Annotated in this window: 14 protein-coding genes; 10 read left to right on the forward strand and 4 right to left on the reverse strand. The window is 67.4% G+C overall.

Annotated features, from left to right (window positions below):
- Positions 1-62: 62 nt before the first annotated feature.
- Positions 63-935 (reverse strand): EamA family transporter, encoded by an 873-nt coding sequence (locus RTO53_RS14690; RefSeq protein ID WP_312238489.1) that lies wholly within the window; start codon positions 933-935, stop codon positions 63-65.
- Between the two features lie 56 nt (positions 936-991).
- Between RTO53_RS14690 and RTO53_RS14695 the strand changes: the two genes are divergently transcribed.
- Positions 992-1,666, forward strand: a complete 675-nt coding sequence (locus RTO53_RS14695; protein WP_312238490.1) for an alpha/beta hydrolase — start codon at positions 992-994, stop codon at positions 1,664-1,666.
- The gene (zapE, locus tag RTO53_RS14700) at positions 1,663-2,763 is read left to right on the forward strand and encodes a cell division protein ZapE (RefSeq protein ID WP_312238491.1); all 1,101 of its coding nucleotides are present in this window, start codon (positions 1,663-1,665) and stop codon (positions 2,761-2,763) included. The genes RTO53_RS14695 and zapE overlap by 4 nt, the downstream gene beginning before the upstream one ends.
- Positions 2,764-2,775: 12 nt before the next feature.
- Here the strand turns inward: zapE and RTO53_RS14705 are convergent, their stop codons facing one another.
- Positions 2,776-3,597, reverse strand: coding sequence for a DUF2884 family protein (locus RTO53_RS14705; protein WP_312238492.1), 822 nt, complete (start codon positions 3,595-3,597; stop codon positions 2,776-2,778).
- Between the two features lie 579 nt (positions 3,598-4,176).
- Here RTO53_RS14705 and RTO53_RS14710 point away from each other — a divergent pair.
- The 5 genes from RTO53_RS14710 to RTO53_RS14730 all read left to right on the forward strand — a co-directional run bounded on the left by RTO53_RS14710 (position 4,177) and on the right by RTO53_RS14730 (position 10,678).
- Positions 4,177-6,588 (forward strand): ribonucleoside-diphosphate reductase subunit alpha, encoded by a 2,412-nt coding sequence (locus RTO53_RS14710; protein ID WP_312238493.1) that lies wholly within the window; start codon positions 4,177-4,179, stop codon positions 6,586-6,588.
- Between the two features lie 225 nt (positions 6,589-6,813).
- Positions 6,814-7,833: a ribonucleotide-diphosphate reductase subunit beta gene (locus tag RTO53_RS14715; RefSeq protein WP_256775241.1), complete on the forward strand. Its 1,020-nt coding sequence runs from the start codon at positions 6,814-6,816 to the stop codon at positions 7,831-7,833.
- 339 nt (positions 7,834-8,172) lie between these two features.
- Complete coding sequence (locus RTO53_RS14720; protein WP_312238494.1) at positions 8,173-8,586, forward strand: acyl-CoA thioesterase; 414 nt, start codon at positions 8,173-8,175, stop codon at positions 8,584-8,586.
- A 40-nt stretch (positions 8,587-8,626) separates the two neighbouring features.
- Complete coding sequence (locus RTO53_RS14725; RefSeq protein ID WP_312238495.1) at positions 8,627-9,448, forward strand: NAD-dependent protein deacetylase; 822 nt, start codon at positions 8,627-8,629, stop codon at positions 9,446-9,448.
- A 120-nt stretch (positions 9,449-9,568) separates the two neighbouring features.
- Positions 9,569-10,678: an NADH:flavin oxidoreductase/NADH oxidase gene (locus tag RTO53_RS14730; protein ID WP_312238496.1), complete on the forward strand. Its 1,110-nt coding sequence runs from the start codon at positions 9,569-9,571 to the stop codon at positions 10,676-10,678.
- A gap of 48 nt (positions 10,679-10,726) precedes the next feature.
- On the opposite strand, the gene RTO53_RS14735 is transcribed toward RTO53_RS14730, so the two are convergent.
- The gene (locus RTO53_RS14735) at positions 10,727-11,659 is read right to left on the reverse strand and encodes a LysR substrate-binding domain-containing protein (RefSeq protein ID WP_312238497.1); all 933 of its coding nucleotides are present in this window, start codon (positions 11,657-11,659) and stop codon (positions 10,727-10,729) included.
- Between the two features lie 180 nt (positions 11,660-11,839).
- Between RTO53_RS14735 and aceE the strand changes: the two genes are divergently transcribed.
- The 3 genes from aceE to purU all read left to right on the forward strand — a co-directional run bounded on the left by aceE (position 11,840) and on the right by purU (position 16,480).
- Positions 11,840-14,512: a pyruvate dehydrogenase (acetyl-transferring), homodimeric type gene (gene aceE / locus RTO53_RS14740; protein WP_312238498.1), complete on the forward strand. Its 2,673-nt coding sequence runs from the start codon at positions 11,840-11,842 to the stop codon at positions 14,510-14,512.
- A 134-nt stretch (positions 14,513-14,646) separates the two neighbouring features.
- Positions 14,647-15,561 (forward strand): hypothetical protein, encoded by a 915-nt coding sequence (locus tag RTO53_RS14745; protein WP_312238499.1) that lies wholly within the window; start codon positions 14,647-14,649, stop codon positions 15,559-15,561.
- Between the two features lie 67 nt (positions 15,562-15,628).
- Positions 15,629-16,480: a formyltetrahydrofolate deformylase gene (purU, locus tag RTO53_RS14750; protein WP_312238500.1), complete on the forward strand. Its 852-nt coding sequence runs from the start codon at positions 15,629-15,631 to the stop codon at positions 16,478-16,480.
- Positions 16,481-16,697: 217 nt separating this feature from the next.
- Here purU and RTO53_RS14755 read toward each other — a convergent pair.
- The coding region (locus RTO53_RS14755; RefSeq protein ID WP_312238501.1) for an isochorismatase family protein at positions 16,698-17,099 on the reverse strand (402 nt) is incomplete at its 5' end.

Below are 17,099 nucleotides of genomic sequence, written 5' to 3' on the forward strand. Positions count from 1 at the left end.
CCGCCAAGGGTGCAGGTCTGTGTCTGCGAGGCACTGCCTCGCGCACGACTGAACGCATCCGCTCAGCCCGCAGCCGTCCCCCACGCAATCAACCCGATCGCCACCACCGCCAGCGCCAGCCCCACCCGGTTCCACGCACTCGTGCGCTCGCCGAACGCGACCATCCCCACCAGCGCACCGACCACTACCACGCCGATGTTCATCCCCGCAAACACCACCGCCGGACTGTCCGGTAGATGCTGGTGCGCGCGCACGTAGAAAAGAATGTTGCCGAAGTTCAGCAGCCCCAGCAGTGCGCCGGCACCCAGGTTGCGCCAGTGCAGCCGCGCCGCGCCGCTGGCATGCCGCCACAGCACCAGCGCCAGCATCAACACGAACGCCAGGCCGAAACTCGCCGTCAGCGCTGCCATCGACGGCGTCCCCGACAGCGCCACCTGCTTGAGCATGATGTCCACCAGCGCGTAGCCCACCCACACGCCCAGCAGCCACGGCCACGCGCGCTGCCCACCGGGCTCGGCCGCGGCAGCGCGCGGACGCACGCTGATCCCCACGATGGCCAGCAGGCCCAGCCCCAGCCCGGCCAGCTTCCAGCCGTTGGCCGTCTCGCCGAACACCAGGAACGCAGCCAGCAGCGACAGCAGCAACGACAACCGCTGCGCCACATCGCTGCGCACGATGCCCGCGCGCGTCACCGCCCGCGCCATCACCAGGAAGATCGACGGCAGCGTCACCGCCAGGCCCAGCAGCGCCAGCCACGGCGCATGCGCGGTCTGCAGCGCGTCCAGCGACGGGCGCAGCAGCACCAGGCTGAGCCCGCATGCCAGCAGATAGTTCCAGGTCACCACCTGGACCATGTCCAGGCGCTGGCGCGGCGCCAGCTTCAGCAGGACCGAGACCAGCACGCTGCAGAAAACGCTGAAAACCAGATAGTGCATGTACGGACCCGGCAGGGGCGGCGGTGAAGCACGCGGAGGGACGGTATTATGACGCCATGCACAATCCCCCATTTCCCCAAGAAAGCGGTGCGCTGACGCTGGACGGACCGGTCGGTCCGCTGGATGTCGTGGTTGATCTGCCCGAGGCCGATGTCGCCGTGCAGCCGGTGGTGGCGATCGTCTGCCATCCCCTGTCCACCGAAGGCGGCAGCATGCACAACAAGGTGGTGACCATGGCCGCGCGCTCGCTGCGCGACCTGGGCATCCCCACCGTGCGCTTCAACTTCCGCAGTGTCGGCGAGTCGGCCGGCACGTTCGACAACGGCGTGGGCGAACAGGACGACCTCCAGGCCGTCGCCGCCTGGGTCCGCGCACAGCGACCCGGCCAGGCCCTGTGGCTGGCCGGTTTCAGCTTCGGCGCCTACGTCTCGCTGCGCGCCGCAGGCGACCTGCAGCCGACCACGCTCATCTCGATCGCGCCGCCGGCCGGGCGCTGGGACTTCGACGGCGTGCAGCCGCCGGCCCAGTGGCTGGTGATCCAGGGCGAGGACGACGAAATCGTCGATCCGCAGGCGGTCTATGACTGGCTGGACGCGCTGGATGCACCGCACGAACTGGTGCGCATGCCCGATACCAGCCACTTCTTCCACCGCAAGGTGGTCGACCTGCGCGGCGCGCTCATCCATGGCGTCAAGCAGTGGCTGCCCAATCCCGCACCCGACGCGGCATGAGCGACGCCGTGATGACCCCGTCGCAGCGCTACGCCGATGGCGTGGCCCGGGGCGAATGGCAGAACGACCCGGCCCAGCACGCCGCCCTGGCCGAGCTGGATCGTATCCATGTCGCCCTGGTCGACAGTGCCCAGGACGGCTGGCTGGACCGCCTCTCGGCCTTCTGGAAGAAGCCCGATCCGGTCAAGGGCCTGTACTTCTGGGGCGGGGTGGGGCGCGGCAAGACCTTCCTGGTCGACCTGTTCTATGACGGCCTGCCGATCGAGCAGAAGTACCGCACCCACTTCCATCGTTTCATGCGGGGCATCCACGAGCGGCTGCGCGAGCACCAGGGACAAAGCGATCCGCTGGCCAAGATCGCCCAGGAATGGCGCAGCAAGCTGCGCGTGCTGGTGCTGGACGAATTCTTCGTCACCGACATCGGCGATGCGATGCTGCTGGCGCGCCTGCTCGAGCGGCTGTTCGCCGAGGGCGTGACTCTGGTGACCACCTCCAACACCGCCGTGGAAAACCTGTACCTCAACGGCCTGCAGCGCGACAGCTTCCTGCCGGCCATCGGCCTGCTGCAGACCTACTGCGTGGAGCTGTACGCCGAGGGTACCGAGGACTACCGGATGCGCGCGCTGACCCGCTCGCCGGTGTACCAGGCCCCGATCGATGCCGGCAGCGATGCGTGGCTGGGCACGCGCTGGGCCGAGCTCAGCGGTGGCCAGCCGGCCAAGCCGGGCAACATCGAGATCGAAAGCCGCAAGATCCCGGTCCGCGGGCGTGGCAAGAGCATCGTCTGGTTCGACTTCAAGGCGCTGTGCGAAGGTCCGCGCGGGCCGTCGGACTACATCGAGATCGCGCACGAGTTCAACACCGTGCTGCTCGGCGACATTCCGCATTTCGACACCCTCAACGAAGATGCCGCGCGCCGCTTCGTCAACCTGATCGACGAACTCTACGACCGCCACGTCAACCTGGTCTGCACCGCCACCGATTCCCCGGTCGCGCTGTACTCGGGCACGCGCCTGCAGGGCGCCTTCGAGCGCACCGCCTCGCGCCTGATCGAAATGCAGAGCGCCGAGTACCTGGGCACGCCGCACCGGGCGTGACCGGGCGGCGGTTTACGGTTTCAGCAGCAGCAGCGCATCACCGCGCGGCTGCTCGTGGGCGATGACCGGGGCGGGGTCCTCGTCGCGGTCCATCACCATCATCGCCAGCGGCTTGCCCTGGTAGCGCACCTCCAGCGACTGCTGCAGCGCATCCAGTGCCAGCACCTGGGTGCACAGCGACCGGGCCTGTGCTTCCAGCGCCTGGCCGCGGGCCTCCATCCGGCGGTCCAGGTCGGCCTCCATCTTCTCGGCGCGGGCCTCGATGCGGCCCGCCCCGCCGGTCAGCATCGTCCACATCACCCCGCGGGCGAGCGCGCCGGACATCGATTCGGCCGCCTGTTCGATGCGTGCCTCGAACTGCGCGCCGAACACGTCCTGCTCCCAGATGCCCCGGCCCAGCGTGCGGCCTACATGGTCGTGGGCGTCCTGGCGCAGGGTTTCCACCTGGCGGGCCTTGCCGCGGCTGCCGGTCATGATCTCCACCGTCGCCGCCAGCGCATCAAAGGCGATGTCCACCGACTCGCCCGCCACCCCGGCCACGGCCGGCACCAGCTGCCGGGTGCCCCATTCAAGCTGGCGCAGGCGCTGGGCATCGGCGGCACCGACCGGGATCGACTGGCGATCGATATTCAGTTCGCCGTCGTGGAAGAAGATCTCCGCCGGGACCTGGTCGCGGTTGCGCAGCCAGATCCCGCCGCTGTCCACCAGCACGTTGTAGGGCGTGCTCACCCCGCACTGGTGCGAAGACAGCGCCGGCGGCTCGTTCTCTCCGGCCATCGCGGTGGTGGCCACGGCCAGGCTCAACAGCAGACATCCGGTCACGGGCAGGCGCATGGGCATCGGCATCGGGCAGGAGAGAGGCAGGGCGAGCGTGGCACCGGGCTGGACCGCCTGCGCGGGTCGGAAGTCACCCTGACCGCCGTCTGTTCGTTAGCGTCGCGTGAGGCCGTCGTTCTGTTTTCGGCCTGCCTGTTTCTCACCTGATGTGGCTGTTCCGGCCTTGACTGCGCACTCGGTTTCGACAGGTCCAGACCGTTCGTCGGCGCGTCTGAAAGGCGAATCCTTGCGCCCCAAGGGATTGGGCAATTTCACTACATTTGGCGTTGACGACACCTGGTACCCCCACTATCTTGTGGCCGTCGGTACCGGCGACCACAAGTCGACGGGTAGTTCGCCTTCACGCCGATGGCCTGAAGGCCTACTGACAACCGCACGTAAGTACAGCGTGCGGTGCCGGTCGCACCACTCCCGGGGGAGGGGACCTGTAACGCTAGGAAACCGCCACGCAGGTCTGCCTGCGCAGTCGCGGCCCCTGCGACGCCACAGGTCCACTCTGGGAGTCCGTGCACCGGTCCGGCGCCTGCCACGCAGGTGACGCTGTACGACCCCAAATCACGCCAAGAGGAAATCGCCGTGAGCACCGAAACCAGCGCAGCCACCGAGCAGGAAAGCGAGTTCCTTCTGACCTCGCCGCCAACGGCCAACGCCATGAGCGTCACCAAGCGCAACGGCACTACCGAACTGGTGGACCTGAACAAGATCGTGCGCGCGGTGCAGCGCTGCTGCGAGGGCCTGCATGCGGTGGACCCGATGCGCGTGGCCACCCGCACCATCTCCGGCCTGTACAACGGCGCCACCACCCAGGAGCTGGACGAGCTGTCCATCCGCACCGCCGCCCTGCTGATCGGTGAAGAGCCCGAGTACGGCCGCCTGGCCGCGCGCCTGCTGGCCAACTTCATTGCCAAGGAAGTGTCCGGCCAGGAGATCCACGCGTTCTCCCAGTCGGTCGGTCGTGGCCACGAAGTAGGCCTGATCAACGCGCGCCTGCTCGACTTCGTGCAGATCAACGCGCGCAAGCTCAACGACGCGATCGATCCGTCGCTGGACCTGCACTTTGATTACTTCGGCCTGCGCACCCTGTACGACCGCTACCTGCTGCGCCATCCGCACACCCGCAAGGTGATCGAGACCCCGCAGCAGTTCTTCCTGCGCATCGCCAGCGCGCTGAGCGAAGACGTGCCGGAAACCCTGGCGCTGTACAAGCGCATGGGCAACCTGGACTACCTGCCGTCCAGCCCGACCCTGTTCAACTCCGGCACCACGCATGAGCAGCTGTCCTCGTGCTTCCTGCTGGACTCGCCGCAGGACTCGCTGGAGTCGATCTACGCCAAGTACGGCGACATCGCGCAGCTGTCCAAGTTCAGCGGCGGCATCGGCGTCAGCTACAGCCGCGTGCGTTCGCGCGGTTCGCTGATCAAGTCGACCAACGGCCATTCCAACGGCATCGTGCCGTGGCTCAAGACCATGGACTCGTCCGTGGCCGCGGTGAACCAGGGCGGCAAGCGCAAGGGCGCGGCCTGTGTGTACCTGGAAACCTGGCACGCCGACATCGAGGACTTCCTCGAACTGCGTGACAACACCGGCGACGAATCGCGCCGTGCGCACAACCTGAACCTGGCCAACTGGATCCCCGACCTGTTCATGCAGCGGGTGGAGAGCGACCAGGAATGGTCGCTGTTCGATCCGAGCGTGGTGCCCGAGTTCACCGACCTGTTCGGCGAAGCCTTCGAGCAGGCCTACCTGCAGGCCGAAGCCCAGGGCAAGGCCCAGCGCACCATCTCCGCGCGCAAGCTGTACTCGCGGATGATGCGTACCCTGGCCGAGACCGGCAACGGCTGGATGACCTTCAAGGACAAGTGCAACCGCGCCAGCAACCAGACCCTGCGTCCGGGCAACGTGATCCACCTGTCCAACCTGTGCACCGAAATCCTGGAAATCACCTCGGCCGAAGAGACCGCGGTGTGCAACCTGGGCTCGATCAACCTGGGCAACCATTTCGATGCCCACGGCGAGTTCGATTTCGACAAGCTGGCCGACACCGTGCGTCTGGCCGTGCGTCAGCTCGACCGCGTCATCGACCTGAACTTCTACCCGATCGAAACCGCCCGCCGCGGCAACCTGCGCTGGCGTCCGGTCGGCCTGGGCTGCATGGGCCTGCAGGACGTGTTCTTCCGCAAGCGCCTGGCCTTCGACAGTGCCGAAGCCCGCGCGCTGTCGAAGAAGATCGCCGAAGCGATCTACTTCCACGCCCTGGAAACCTCGTGCGAACTGGCCCAGGAGCGCGGCAAGCATCCGTCCTTCGCCGACACCCGTGCGGCCAGCGGCGAGCTGCAGTTCGACGCCTGGAACGTGGTGCCCGAAGACACCGCGCGTTGGGACGCCCTGCGTGAGCGCATCAAGGAACATGGCCTGCGCAACTCGCTGCTGATCGCCATCGCCCCGACCGCGACCATCGCCTCGATCGCCGGTTGCTACGAGTGCGTCGAGCCGCAGGTGTCCAACCTGTTCAAGCGCGAAACCCTGTCCGGCGACTTCCTGCAGGTCAACCGTTACCTGGTGACCGAGCTGAAGAAGCTGGGCCACTGGACGCCGGAAATGCGCGACGCGATCAAGATGGCCGAAGGTTCGATCCAGGGCATTGCCCAGATCCCGGAAACCCTGCGCCACATCTACCGCACCGCCTGGGAACTGCCGATGCGTTCGCTGATCGACATGGCCGCCGACCGCGGCGCGTTCATCGACCAGTCCGCCTCGCTCAACCTGTTCATGGAAAGCCCGAACATCGGTGCGATGTCTTCCATGTACATGTACGCCTGGAAGCAGGGCATCAAGACCACCTACTACCTGCGTTCGCGTCCGGCCACCAAGATCGCCAAGACCACGATCAGCCAGGGCTCGCATGCCGCGCCGGAAAAGGTGTTCAGCCCGGACGAAGCCATCGCCTGCTCGCTGGAGAACCCGGAAAGCTGCGAGGCGTGCCAATAAAAGGCGTGCCGGCCCACTGGGCCGGCAACCTTGGGTAGGTACCCACCGTTGGTGGGTACGAAAAATGATCGCCACCGCCGGGCCACGCCCGGCTGCTCCACCCCAGATACCGCTGACACCGCACGCGTCCCGCACGCAACCGGTGCCGGAAGCCCGCCGCGCACACGCGCGGGTCTTTCGACGCTTCCCCGATCGGGACGCCGCCACTGAACCAAGGAAATCCCCATGGCAGACAAGCCAAACCAGATGTTGCTCGATCCAGGTTTCGAACTGACCCTGCGCCCGATGCGCTACCCGCAGTTCTATGACATGTATCGCAACGCGATCAAGAACACCTGGACCGTCGAGGAAATCAATTTCCAGATCGACATCAGCGACCTGCACAGCAAGATGTCGCCGGGCGAGCGCCACCTGATCCACCGCCTGGTCGCGTTCTTCGCCACCGGCGATTCGATCGTGTCCAACAACCTGGTGCTGAACCTGTACCAGCACTTGAACGCGCCGGAAGCGCGCATGTACCTGTCGCGCCAGCTGTACGAAGAAGCGCTGCACGTGCAGTTCTACCTGACCCTGCTCGACAACTACCTGCCGGACCCGGACGAGCGCGTCAAGGCGTTCGCGGCGGTGGAGAATATCGACTCGATCAAGAAAAAGGCCGACTTCTGCTTCAAGTGGATCGACTCGATCCAGGACCTCAAGCGCATCGAGACCCGCGACGAGCGCCGCCAGTTCCTGCTCAACCAGATCTGCTTTGCCGCCTGCATCGAAGGCCTGTTCTTCTTTGCCGCCTTCGCCTACGTGTACTACTTCCGTTCGCGCGGCCTGCTCAACGGGCTGGCTTCGGGCACCAACTGGGTGTTCCGCGACGAGAGCGCGCACATGGAGTTCGCCTTCGAGTGCGTGGACGTGATCCGCGAGGAAGAGCCGGACCTGTTCGACGATGCGATGAAGCAGCAGGTGTATGACATGCTGGCCGAAGCGATCGAATGCGAAGTGCAGTTCGCCGAGGACGTGCTGTCCGGCGGCGTGGCGGGCATTTCCACCCGCGACATGCGCCAGTACCTGCAGCACTGCGCCGACAACCATTTCCACCGCCTGGGCATGGAGCGCAAGTACAACGTGCGCAACCCGCTGAGCTTCATGGAGCTGCAGGACGTGCAGGAACTGACCAACTTCTTCGAGCGCCGCTCCTCGGCCTACCAGGTCGGCGTCAAGGGCGAAGTCTCGTTCGACATGTCGTTCTGATTCCAGCGCCACACGCGTCAACGAAAACCCCGGCCACGCGCCGGGGTTTTTCGTTTCCGAGCGGCGGTAGCGCCACCCCATGGGTGGCTGCCCCGGGATCCCGCACCGCGCGCAGCCACCTATGGGGTGGCTCTACCCGGACGCAAACCCCGGTAGAGCCGAGCACGCTCGGCTGCTCTTCTCCCCGACCCCAGATCCGTGCCACCCCGCCAACCCGCTCTCCCATCCGCGCATACGCAACCTTCTCACGCGACAGCAGGCAAAACGCACCCACGCGACACACCCACCCCACCCCCTGCCGTATCATCCGCGCCGACTCCCCTCACACCGGCCACCCCCATGTCCTCCACCCCCGACACCATCCCGCCCACCGAAATCAGCATGGCCGAGATCGTCTTCCCCAACCACACCAACCACCTCGGCACCCTCTTCGGTGGCCAGGCGCTGGCATGGATGGACAAGGCCGCCTTCCTCGCCGCCGCCCGCTACTCCCGGCGCACCGTGGTCACCGCGCGCTCGGACCAGGTCGACTTCAAACTGCCCATCCGCATCGGCCAGATGGTCGAAACCATCGGCCGCATCGTCGAAGTCGGCCGCAGCTCGATGAAGGTCGAAGTGGAACTCATCGCCGAAGACCTCCACACCGGCGAGCGCAAGCTCTGCACCCGCGGCCACTTCGTCATGATCGCCTTGGATGCCGACGGCCATCCCACCGCCGTGCCGCCACTGCCCGACGCCATCCCCGGCCCGTAAGCGGATTGGGTTCACCGTCGCGCGCCCCCACCTGATCAGCATGTCCAGCCCGCTCGCCGACTTCATCGACCGTGCCCAACGCCTGTTCGTCCTCACCGGCGCCGGCTGCAGCACCGATTCGGGCATCCCCGATTACCGCGATGCCGATGGCCAGTGGAAGCGCACCCCGCCGGTGACCTACCAGGCCTTCATGGGCGAGCCGGCCACCCGCCAGCGCTACTGGGCACGCAGCCTGCTGGGCTGGCCGCGCTTCGGGCAGGCCCGCCCCAACGGCACCCACAGCGCCCTGGCCGCACTCGAAGCGCGCGGCCAGCTCGAAGTGCTGCTCACCCAGAACGTGGACCGCCTGCACCAGCGCGCCGGCAGCGAGGCGGTCATCGACCTGCACGGTCGCCTGGACCAGGTGCGCTGCATGGGCTGCGAGGCGCGCACCCCGCGCGATGCGTTCCAGCAGCGCCTACTCGACCACAACCCCGGCTGGGACAACCTCGATGCCGCCCAGGCCCCCGACGGCGACGCCGACCTGGACGGCGTGGATTTCAGCGCGTTCCAGGTCCCGGCCTGCCCGCACTGCGGCGGCATCCTCAAGCCGGATGTGGTTTTTTTCGGCGAAAGCGTGCCCCGCGAGCGCGTCGCCGCCGTCCACGCCCACTTGGCCCAGGCCGATGCCGTGCTGGTGGTCGGCTCCTCGCTGATGGTCTATTCCGGCTTCCGTTTCGTCCAGGCCGCCGCGACGGCCGGCCTGCCGGTAGCGGCGCTCAACCTCGGCCGCACCCGCGCCGATGCGCTGCTCAGCCTGAAGATCGAGCAGCCCTGCGCCCCGGCCCTGGCCTTCCTGCTGCCGTCGGCGGCCAACGCCTGAGTGCCCACGGCGCCGCCCAGGTATATCCCCGCGAAACTGTGATCCATCGACACGGTTGCCTCGCGCGCCCAGCAGGAGTGCAATAGCGTCCGGTTTTCCGCATTCGCCAGAGTCCCCCACTTGAGCCAGCTTTTCTCCCCCGTGTCCTTTGGCCCGCTGTCGCTGGCCAACCGCATCGTCATCGCGCCGATGTGCCAGTACTCTTCCACCGACGGCCTGGCCAACGACTGGCATCAGATCCACCTGGGCCAGCTGTCGCAGTCCGGCGCCGGCCTGCTGATCCTGGAAGCCACCGCCGTGCTGCCCGAAGGCCGCATCAGCTGGGCCGACCTGGGCCTGTGGAACGATGCAACCGAAGCCGCGCTCAAGCACGTGATCGACGCGGTGAAGCGCTGGTCGCCGATGCCGATCGGCGTGCAGCTGGCGCATGCCGGTCGCAAGGGATCTTCGGCGCGACCGTGGGAAGGCGGCGGCGCGCTGCCGGCCTCCGACCCGCGCGCCTGGACCACCTGCGCGCCCTCGGCCATTCCCTTCAGCCCCACCGATCCGGCCCCGCAGGCGCTGGACAGTGCCGGTATCGATGCGGTGGTGGAGGCGTTCGTGGTCGCCGCACAGCGCGCCGAGCGCATCGGCCTGGACCTGATCGAACTGCATGCCGCGCACGGCTACCTGCTGCACCAGTTCCTGTCGCCGCTGAGCAACAAGCGCGAGGACGAGTACGGCGGCTCGCTGCAGAATCGCATGCGCCTGCTGGTGCGCGTGTTCGATGCCGTGCGCGAGGCGGTGTCCGATCGCATCGCGGTGGGCGTGCGCATCTCCGCCAGTGACTGGGTCGCCGGCGGCTGGGATATCGAGCAGACCACCACGCTGGCGCATGTGCTGGACGGGCGTGGTTGCCAGTTCCTGCATGTTTCCAGCGGCGGCAATGATCCGCGCCAGCAGATTCCGTTGTCGCCGGGCTACCAGGTTCCGTTCGCTGAAGCGATCAAGGCCCAGAAGCTGCGCATGCCGGTAATCGCCGTCGGCCTGATCACCGATCCGGCCCAGGCCGAGTCGATTCTGCGCCACAGCCATGCCGACGCCATCGCGCTGGCCCGCGGCATTCTCTACGACCCGCGCTGGCCGTGGCATGCCGCCGCTGCACTTGGCGATTCGCTGGAACCGGCGCCGCAGTACCTGCGCTGCGAACCGCGCGAAGCACGGGGCGTGTTCATCGCACCGCCGCGCTGATGCACCCGGCAGGCGATGGCCACGTGCCATCGCCTGCACACGCCGGCGTCAACCGCCGTCGACCCGCCATTCGGCCGGCAGCCCGTCCACGATGTGCTGCATCAACGCACGCACCTTCGGGGTGAGGTCGCGACGGTCGCTGACGCACAGGAACAGCCGCATCGGCTCGGGCAGTGCCTGCGCATCGCCGGCTTCGGTGCCTTCGAACAACGCCTGCAATTCGCCGCGTGCCAGATACGGTGCCGCCACGAAGGCTGCCAGACGGGTGATGCCGCCACCGGCCAGTGCCATCGCGGCCAATGCATCGATGTCGTCGCTGACCAGCGCCGGGCTCACCTCCGCATCGAAGCGCAGGCCATCGCGCACGAAGCCCCAGCGCAGGTGGCGGCCGTCTCTGGGATGCCGGAACAACAGGCAGCGGTGCTCGCGCAGGGCTTCGGGCGTGCGCGGTACGCCGGTGCGCGCCAGGTAGGAGGGCGCCGCACAGAACACGAACGGCACCTGCGCGATCGGTCGCGCCACCAGCCCTTCCTCCAGCTGCGGCTCGATCCGGATGCTCACATCCACGTCTTCGCGCGCGTGGTCCACCGCCCGGTCGGCCAGCAGCAGCTCGATCGCCAGCCGCGGGTAGCGCGCCTTCAGCGACGGCAGCAGCGGGGCCAGCTTGTGGCGGCCGAAGGAGGTGCTGCAGGCGATGCGCAGGCGGCCTTCGGGGGTGGCGTCCAGGTCGGTCACTGCGGCCTGCGCGCGTTGCAGGTCGCGCTCGATGTAGCGCACCTGCGCCAGGTACAGCGCGCCGCGCTCGGTCAGCGCCAGCTGGCGGGTGGTGCGGTTGAACAGGCGCACGCCCAGGTGGGCCTCGAGCCGGGCGATGTTCTGCCCGACCGCCGCCGCGCTGATGCCCAGCGTACGGGCGGCGGCAGCCAGGCTGCCGGCGTCGGCGGTACGGATGAAGCTGCGGATTGACTGGAGAATGTTCATGCTGACTGCCATTCTCGCCTGTGATTGCAAAGTTTGTCTTTATAAAGAGCCAAGAGCGTCGCATCTACCGGCCGCCCGGACCGGCTCCTATGGTGTTGCTCCCCGCCACGCCGCGCGGCGGCCTCCCTCCCCGGTGAGTGCACGCCGGCCAGGAGTGGCCGCCTTTGCCGGAGATGGACCATGGACCCAGCGCTCGCCCCCCTCGACACCGACCCCCAGGAAACCCAGGAATGGCGTGAAGCGCTGCAGGCGGTGACCGACGTGGCCGGGCGCCCGCGCGCGCACTACCTGATCGACCAGCTCAGCGACCTGGACGTGGCCCGTCACGGCGACCTGCATGCGCGCGCCTGGACCGCCTACGTCAACAGCATCCCGGTCGAGCGCCAGCCGGCCTATCCGGGCGACCTGGCGATCGAGCGCCGGCTCAACGCGATGATCCGCTGGAATGCGATGGTGATGGTGCTGCGCGCCGGCAAGCACTCCAACGTGGGCGGGCATATCGCCACCTACCAGTCGGCCGCGGTGCTGTACGACGTCGGCTTCGATCATTTCTTCCGTGGTCGCACCGATAGCTTCGACGGCGACATGATCTACATCCAGGGCCACTCCGCCCCGGGCATCTACGGCCGCGCCTTCGTCGAGGGCCGCATCGATCCCGAGCGCATGGACAACTTCCGCCGCGAATCCGATCGCGATGGCCTGTCGTCCTACCCGCACCCGCGGCTGATGCCCGAGTTCTGGCAGTTCCCCACGGTGTCGATGGGCCTGGGCCCGCTCACCGCGGCCTACCAGGCGCGCTACATGCGCTACCTGGAATACCGCGGCCTGAAGGAGCACCAGGGCCGCAAGGTCTGGGCGTTCCTCGGCGATGGCGAAATGGACCAGCCCGAATCGCTGGCCGCCATCTCGGTGGCCGGCCGCGAGCGCCTGGACAACCTGGTGTTCGTGGTCAACTGCAACCTGCAGCGCTTGGACGGCCCGGTGCGCGGCAACGCCAAGGTCATCCAGGAACTGGAAGGCACCTTCCGCGCCGCCGGCTGGAACGTCATCAAGGTGATCTGGGGCGGCGGCTGGGACGCGCTCCTGGCCAAGGACACAACCGGCCTGCTGCGCCAGCGCATGATGGAGTGCGTGGACGGCGACTACCAGACCTTCAAGTCGCAGAGCGGCGCCTACGTGCGCGAGCATTTCTTCGGGAAGTATCCGCCGCTGCTGGACCTGGTCGCGGACATGAGCGACGACGACATCTGGGCGTTGGCCCGTGGTGGTCACGATCCGCAGAAGGTGTATGCCGCCTACGCCCAGGCCGTGGCCGGCAACGGCCGCCCGAGCGTGATCCTGGCCAAGACGGTCAAGGGCTACGGCATGGGCGAGGCCGGTGAAGGGCAGAACATCAACCACCAGCTCAAAAAGATGAGCCTGGACGCGGTGCGTGCCTTCCGCGACCGCTTCGACCTGCCGGTCAGCGACGACCAGCTCGAGGACATGCCGTACCTGCGCCCCGTGCCGGGCAGTGTGGAGGAACGCTACTTCGCCCAGCGCCGCCAGGCGCAGGGCGGCCAGTTGCCCGCGCGCCTGACCCACGTCGATCCGCTGCCGGTGCCGGCGCTGTCGGCCTTCGCCACCCAGTTGCAGGGCAGCGGTGAGCGCGGCCAGTCCACCACGATGGGCTTCGTGCGCATCCTCGGCACGCTGCTCAAGGACCCGGCGCTGGGCAAGCTGGTCATCCCGATCGTGCCCGATGAATCGCGCACCTTCGGCATGGAAGGACTGTTCCGCCAGATCGGCATCCACTCCTACCTGGGCCAGCTCTACACGCCGCAGGACGCCGGCCAGCTGAGCTATTACAAGGAAGCCAAGGACGGTCAGATCCTGCAGGAAGGCATCAACGAATCCGGTGCGATCTGCTCCTGGATCGCCGCCGGCACCGCTTACAGCAACCATGGCCTGGCGACGATTCCGTTCTACATCTTCTACTCGATGTTCGGCCTGCAGCGCGTGGGTGACCTGGCCTGGGCCGCCGCCGATGCGCGCACCCGCGGCTTCCTGCTGGGCGCCACCTCCGGGCGCACCACGCTGATGGGCGAGGGCCTGCAGCACGACGACGGCCACAGCCATGTGCTGTCGTCGGTGATTCCCAGCTGCGTGTCGTTCGATCCCACCTACAATTTCGAGCTGGCGGTGATCATCCAGGACGGCCTGCGGCGCATGTACGTGGACCAGGAAGACATCTACTACTACATCACCGTGCTCAACGAGAACTACCCGCACCCGGCCATGCCCGACGGTGCCGAGGAAGGCATCCTCAAGGGCATGTACCTGCTGCATCCGGCCGACGCCGACAGCGATCCGGCGCTGCGCGTGCAGCTGATGGGCAGCGGCGCGATCCTGCGCGAAGTGGAAGCGGCTGCCGCGCTGCTGCAGCAGGATTTCGGCATCGGCAGCGATGTATGGAGCGCCACCAGCCTCACCGAGCTGCGCCGCGACGGCCTGGCCATCGAACGCTGGAACCTGCTGCATCCGCTGCAGGAGCCGCGCGTACCGTATGTGCAGCAGTGCCTGGCCGCGCACGCCGGTCCACTGGTGGTGGCCACCGACTACATGAAGATCGTCGCCGACCAGATCCGCCCGTTCGTCGACGGCCGCCGCTTCACCGCACTGGGCACCGACGGTTTCGGCCGCTCGGACACGCGCGAGGCACTGCGTACGTTCTTCGAAGTGGACCGGCACTTCATCGTGCTGGCCGCGTTGAAGGCACTGGCCGATGACGGGCGGATCGAGCGCGGGCAGTTGCAGGTGGCGATCGAGAAGTACGGGATCGACGTGGAGAAGGTGGATCCGGCGGCGGTGTGAGGCGCAGGCATTACGCCGGTCATGCCGGCGGATTGCCCATTGAAATGCTTGATGGCGCGTGCCGGATCACGGTGCTGGACCGGTAACGCAGGCATGCTGGATACTGCAGATTCGCGCGGATCCAGGGAAGGGCCATGCAGCACGACCGGCAAGCATGCAACGGTTTCATCTGGTCGTCCGTCTGGATGCTGCTGCTGGTGATGCTTCCCATCTTGGTCACGGCGGAACCGGCAAGCGACAGGGGCGTGCTGCGCGCAACGTTGCTTGAGATCGACCGTCGGGAGCCGGCGCTGCCGGCCACGGAGCGGTTGGCGGCCATGCGCGCGGCGTACGCGCGCGCCGCACCGGAGGCGATGCAGCCCGGTGATTGCGAGGCGCTGCCGGATGACCGGCTGCAGGAGCTTTTCGAGTCCACCGCGCTGATTGCCTTCTACGCCCGGGAACCGTCCACGCTGTTGCGCCTGCAGTGCCTGTACGACGCGCTGGTTGCGCGCGATCTTGCCGTTGATGAACACCACCGTGTCCTGCGTGGCTCCCTCATCGCGTTGCAGCGTTTCGACCAGGCCAATGCCCTCAACACCCGCCTGAACACACCGCCCACTGTATTGCCGGCGATCCGTGGTCCTGCGCCGGCCGGCAGGCCATTGCTGCAGCTGGCGGGCATTGCCCACGTGCAACGCGCAGCACTGGCCGAAGACGGTCTGCGCGTGGTCGCGGTGGTGCACCCGCACTGTGGTTTCTCCCGCCGCGCGCTGCAGGCCATCACCACCCAGCCGGAATACGCGTGGCTGCGCGGTCAGCTGCAACTGGTGGTGCCGATCGGACAGGCATGGCCTGGCCAGGAAATGCTCGACTGGAACAGCGCGCATCCGGACCTGCCGATGCAGCCGATGGTGCGTGATGCCTTATGGCAACCGATGGTTACCGACCAGACACCTGTCTTCCATCTGCTCCGCGATGGCAAGGTCATCCACACCGTGGCCGGCTGGCCAACGGAAGGTGCCGACCTGCACCGTATCCGCGCGGCACTGGACGCCGAGCCGCACTGAGTCCACGCGCTTGGTTGCATCTGAGAGCATCGTCCGCAGGCCGAGCGCGCTCGCTTAGACTGGCCGGATGCGCCCTGATTCCATCCTCACCCTGTCATGCCCGGACCGTACCGGGATCGTCTACCGTGTGTCCGGCCTGCTGTTCGAGCTGGGCTGCAACATCCTCGATGCCCAGCAGTTCGGCGATGAGGAAAGCGGCCGCTTCTTCCTGCGTGTGCATTTCGATCGTGCCGCCACGCAGTCGCTGCTCGATGTGGAAGCACGGATGGGCACGTTGGCAGCGGAGTTCCACATGGACTGGCAGCTGCATGATGCGCGACGCCGTGCGCGCCTGCTGGTACTGGTCAGCAAACAGGGCCACTGTCTGAACGACCTGCTGTTCCGTGCGCACAGCCGTCAGCTGCAGGTCGAGATTGCCGCCGTGGCTTCCAACCATGGGGACTTCGCGGCGCTGGCCGGTTCCTACGGCGTGCCGTTCCACCATCTGCCGGTCAACGCCGACAACCGCGCCGCGCAGGAGCAGCAGATCATCGACCTGGTCGAGCGCGAGCACATCGACCTGGTGGTGCTGGCGCGCTACATGCAGATCCTGTCCCCGCGCCTGTGCAGGGCATTGGCGGGCAGGGCGATCAACATCCACCACAGTTTCCTGCCCAGCTTCAAGGGCGCCCAGCCTTACCACCAGGCGCACGCGCGCGGGGTCAAGATCATCGGTGCCACCGCGCATTACGTCACCGAGGATCTGGATGAAGGCCCGATCATCGAACAGGACGTGGCGCGCGTGGACCACGCCATGACCCCGCGCGATCTGGTGCGCCTCGGCAGCGACACCGAATCGCAGGTGCTCGCGCGCGCCGTACGTCGGCATGTGGAGCATCGCATCCTGCGCAACGGCCACCGCACGGTGGTGTTCCGCTGATCGCAGGGTGGTGCCGGCCGCTGGCCGGCTCTCCGTATCGTTTGGGGTGCGCGAAATGCCAGCCGCTGGCCGGCTCCCGATATCGCCCGGATCACGCGAAATCCCGGCCGCTGGCCGGCTACCCGTATCGTTTGGGGTGCGAGGAGCCGGCCAGCGGCCGGCACTACCGATGTCGTCTGGAACGTGGGAACCGCCGGCCAACGGCGGCCACGACCGGTCAGATCACCGCGATCTTCGCCTTGGCCAGCGCCTCACGCACCATGCCGTCGTTGGCCTCGGTTACCGGGCGGGTCAAGTCCCAATGGAACTTCACCCGGAACCCGGACTTCACTGCGTCCTGCGCGCTCCACAGCACGCAGTAATCGCGCGCCAGCCCGCACACATGCACCTCGCGGATGCCGCGTTCGTGCAGCCAGCCGGCCAGGCCGGTGGCCGGGCGGGTGCCGTCGGGCCCGTGGTTCTCGCGGAAGGCGCTGTACGAGTCCACCTCGCGGCGGGTGCCTTTGCGCAGGATCAGGTCGGCCACGGTCCAGTCCACGCCGGCGTGCAGCGCCGCGCCGGCACTGCCCTGCACGCAATGATCGGGCCACAGCGTCTGCGGCTGCGCATGCAGCAGGAT

Source organism: Stenotrophomonas sp. (genome assembly GCF_031995405.1).
GTDB lineage: Bacteria > Pseudomonadota > Gammaproteobacteria > Xanthomonadales > Xanthomonadaceae > Stenotrophomonas.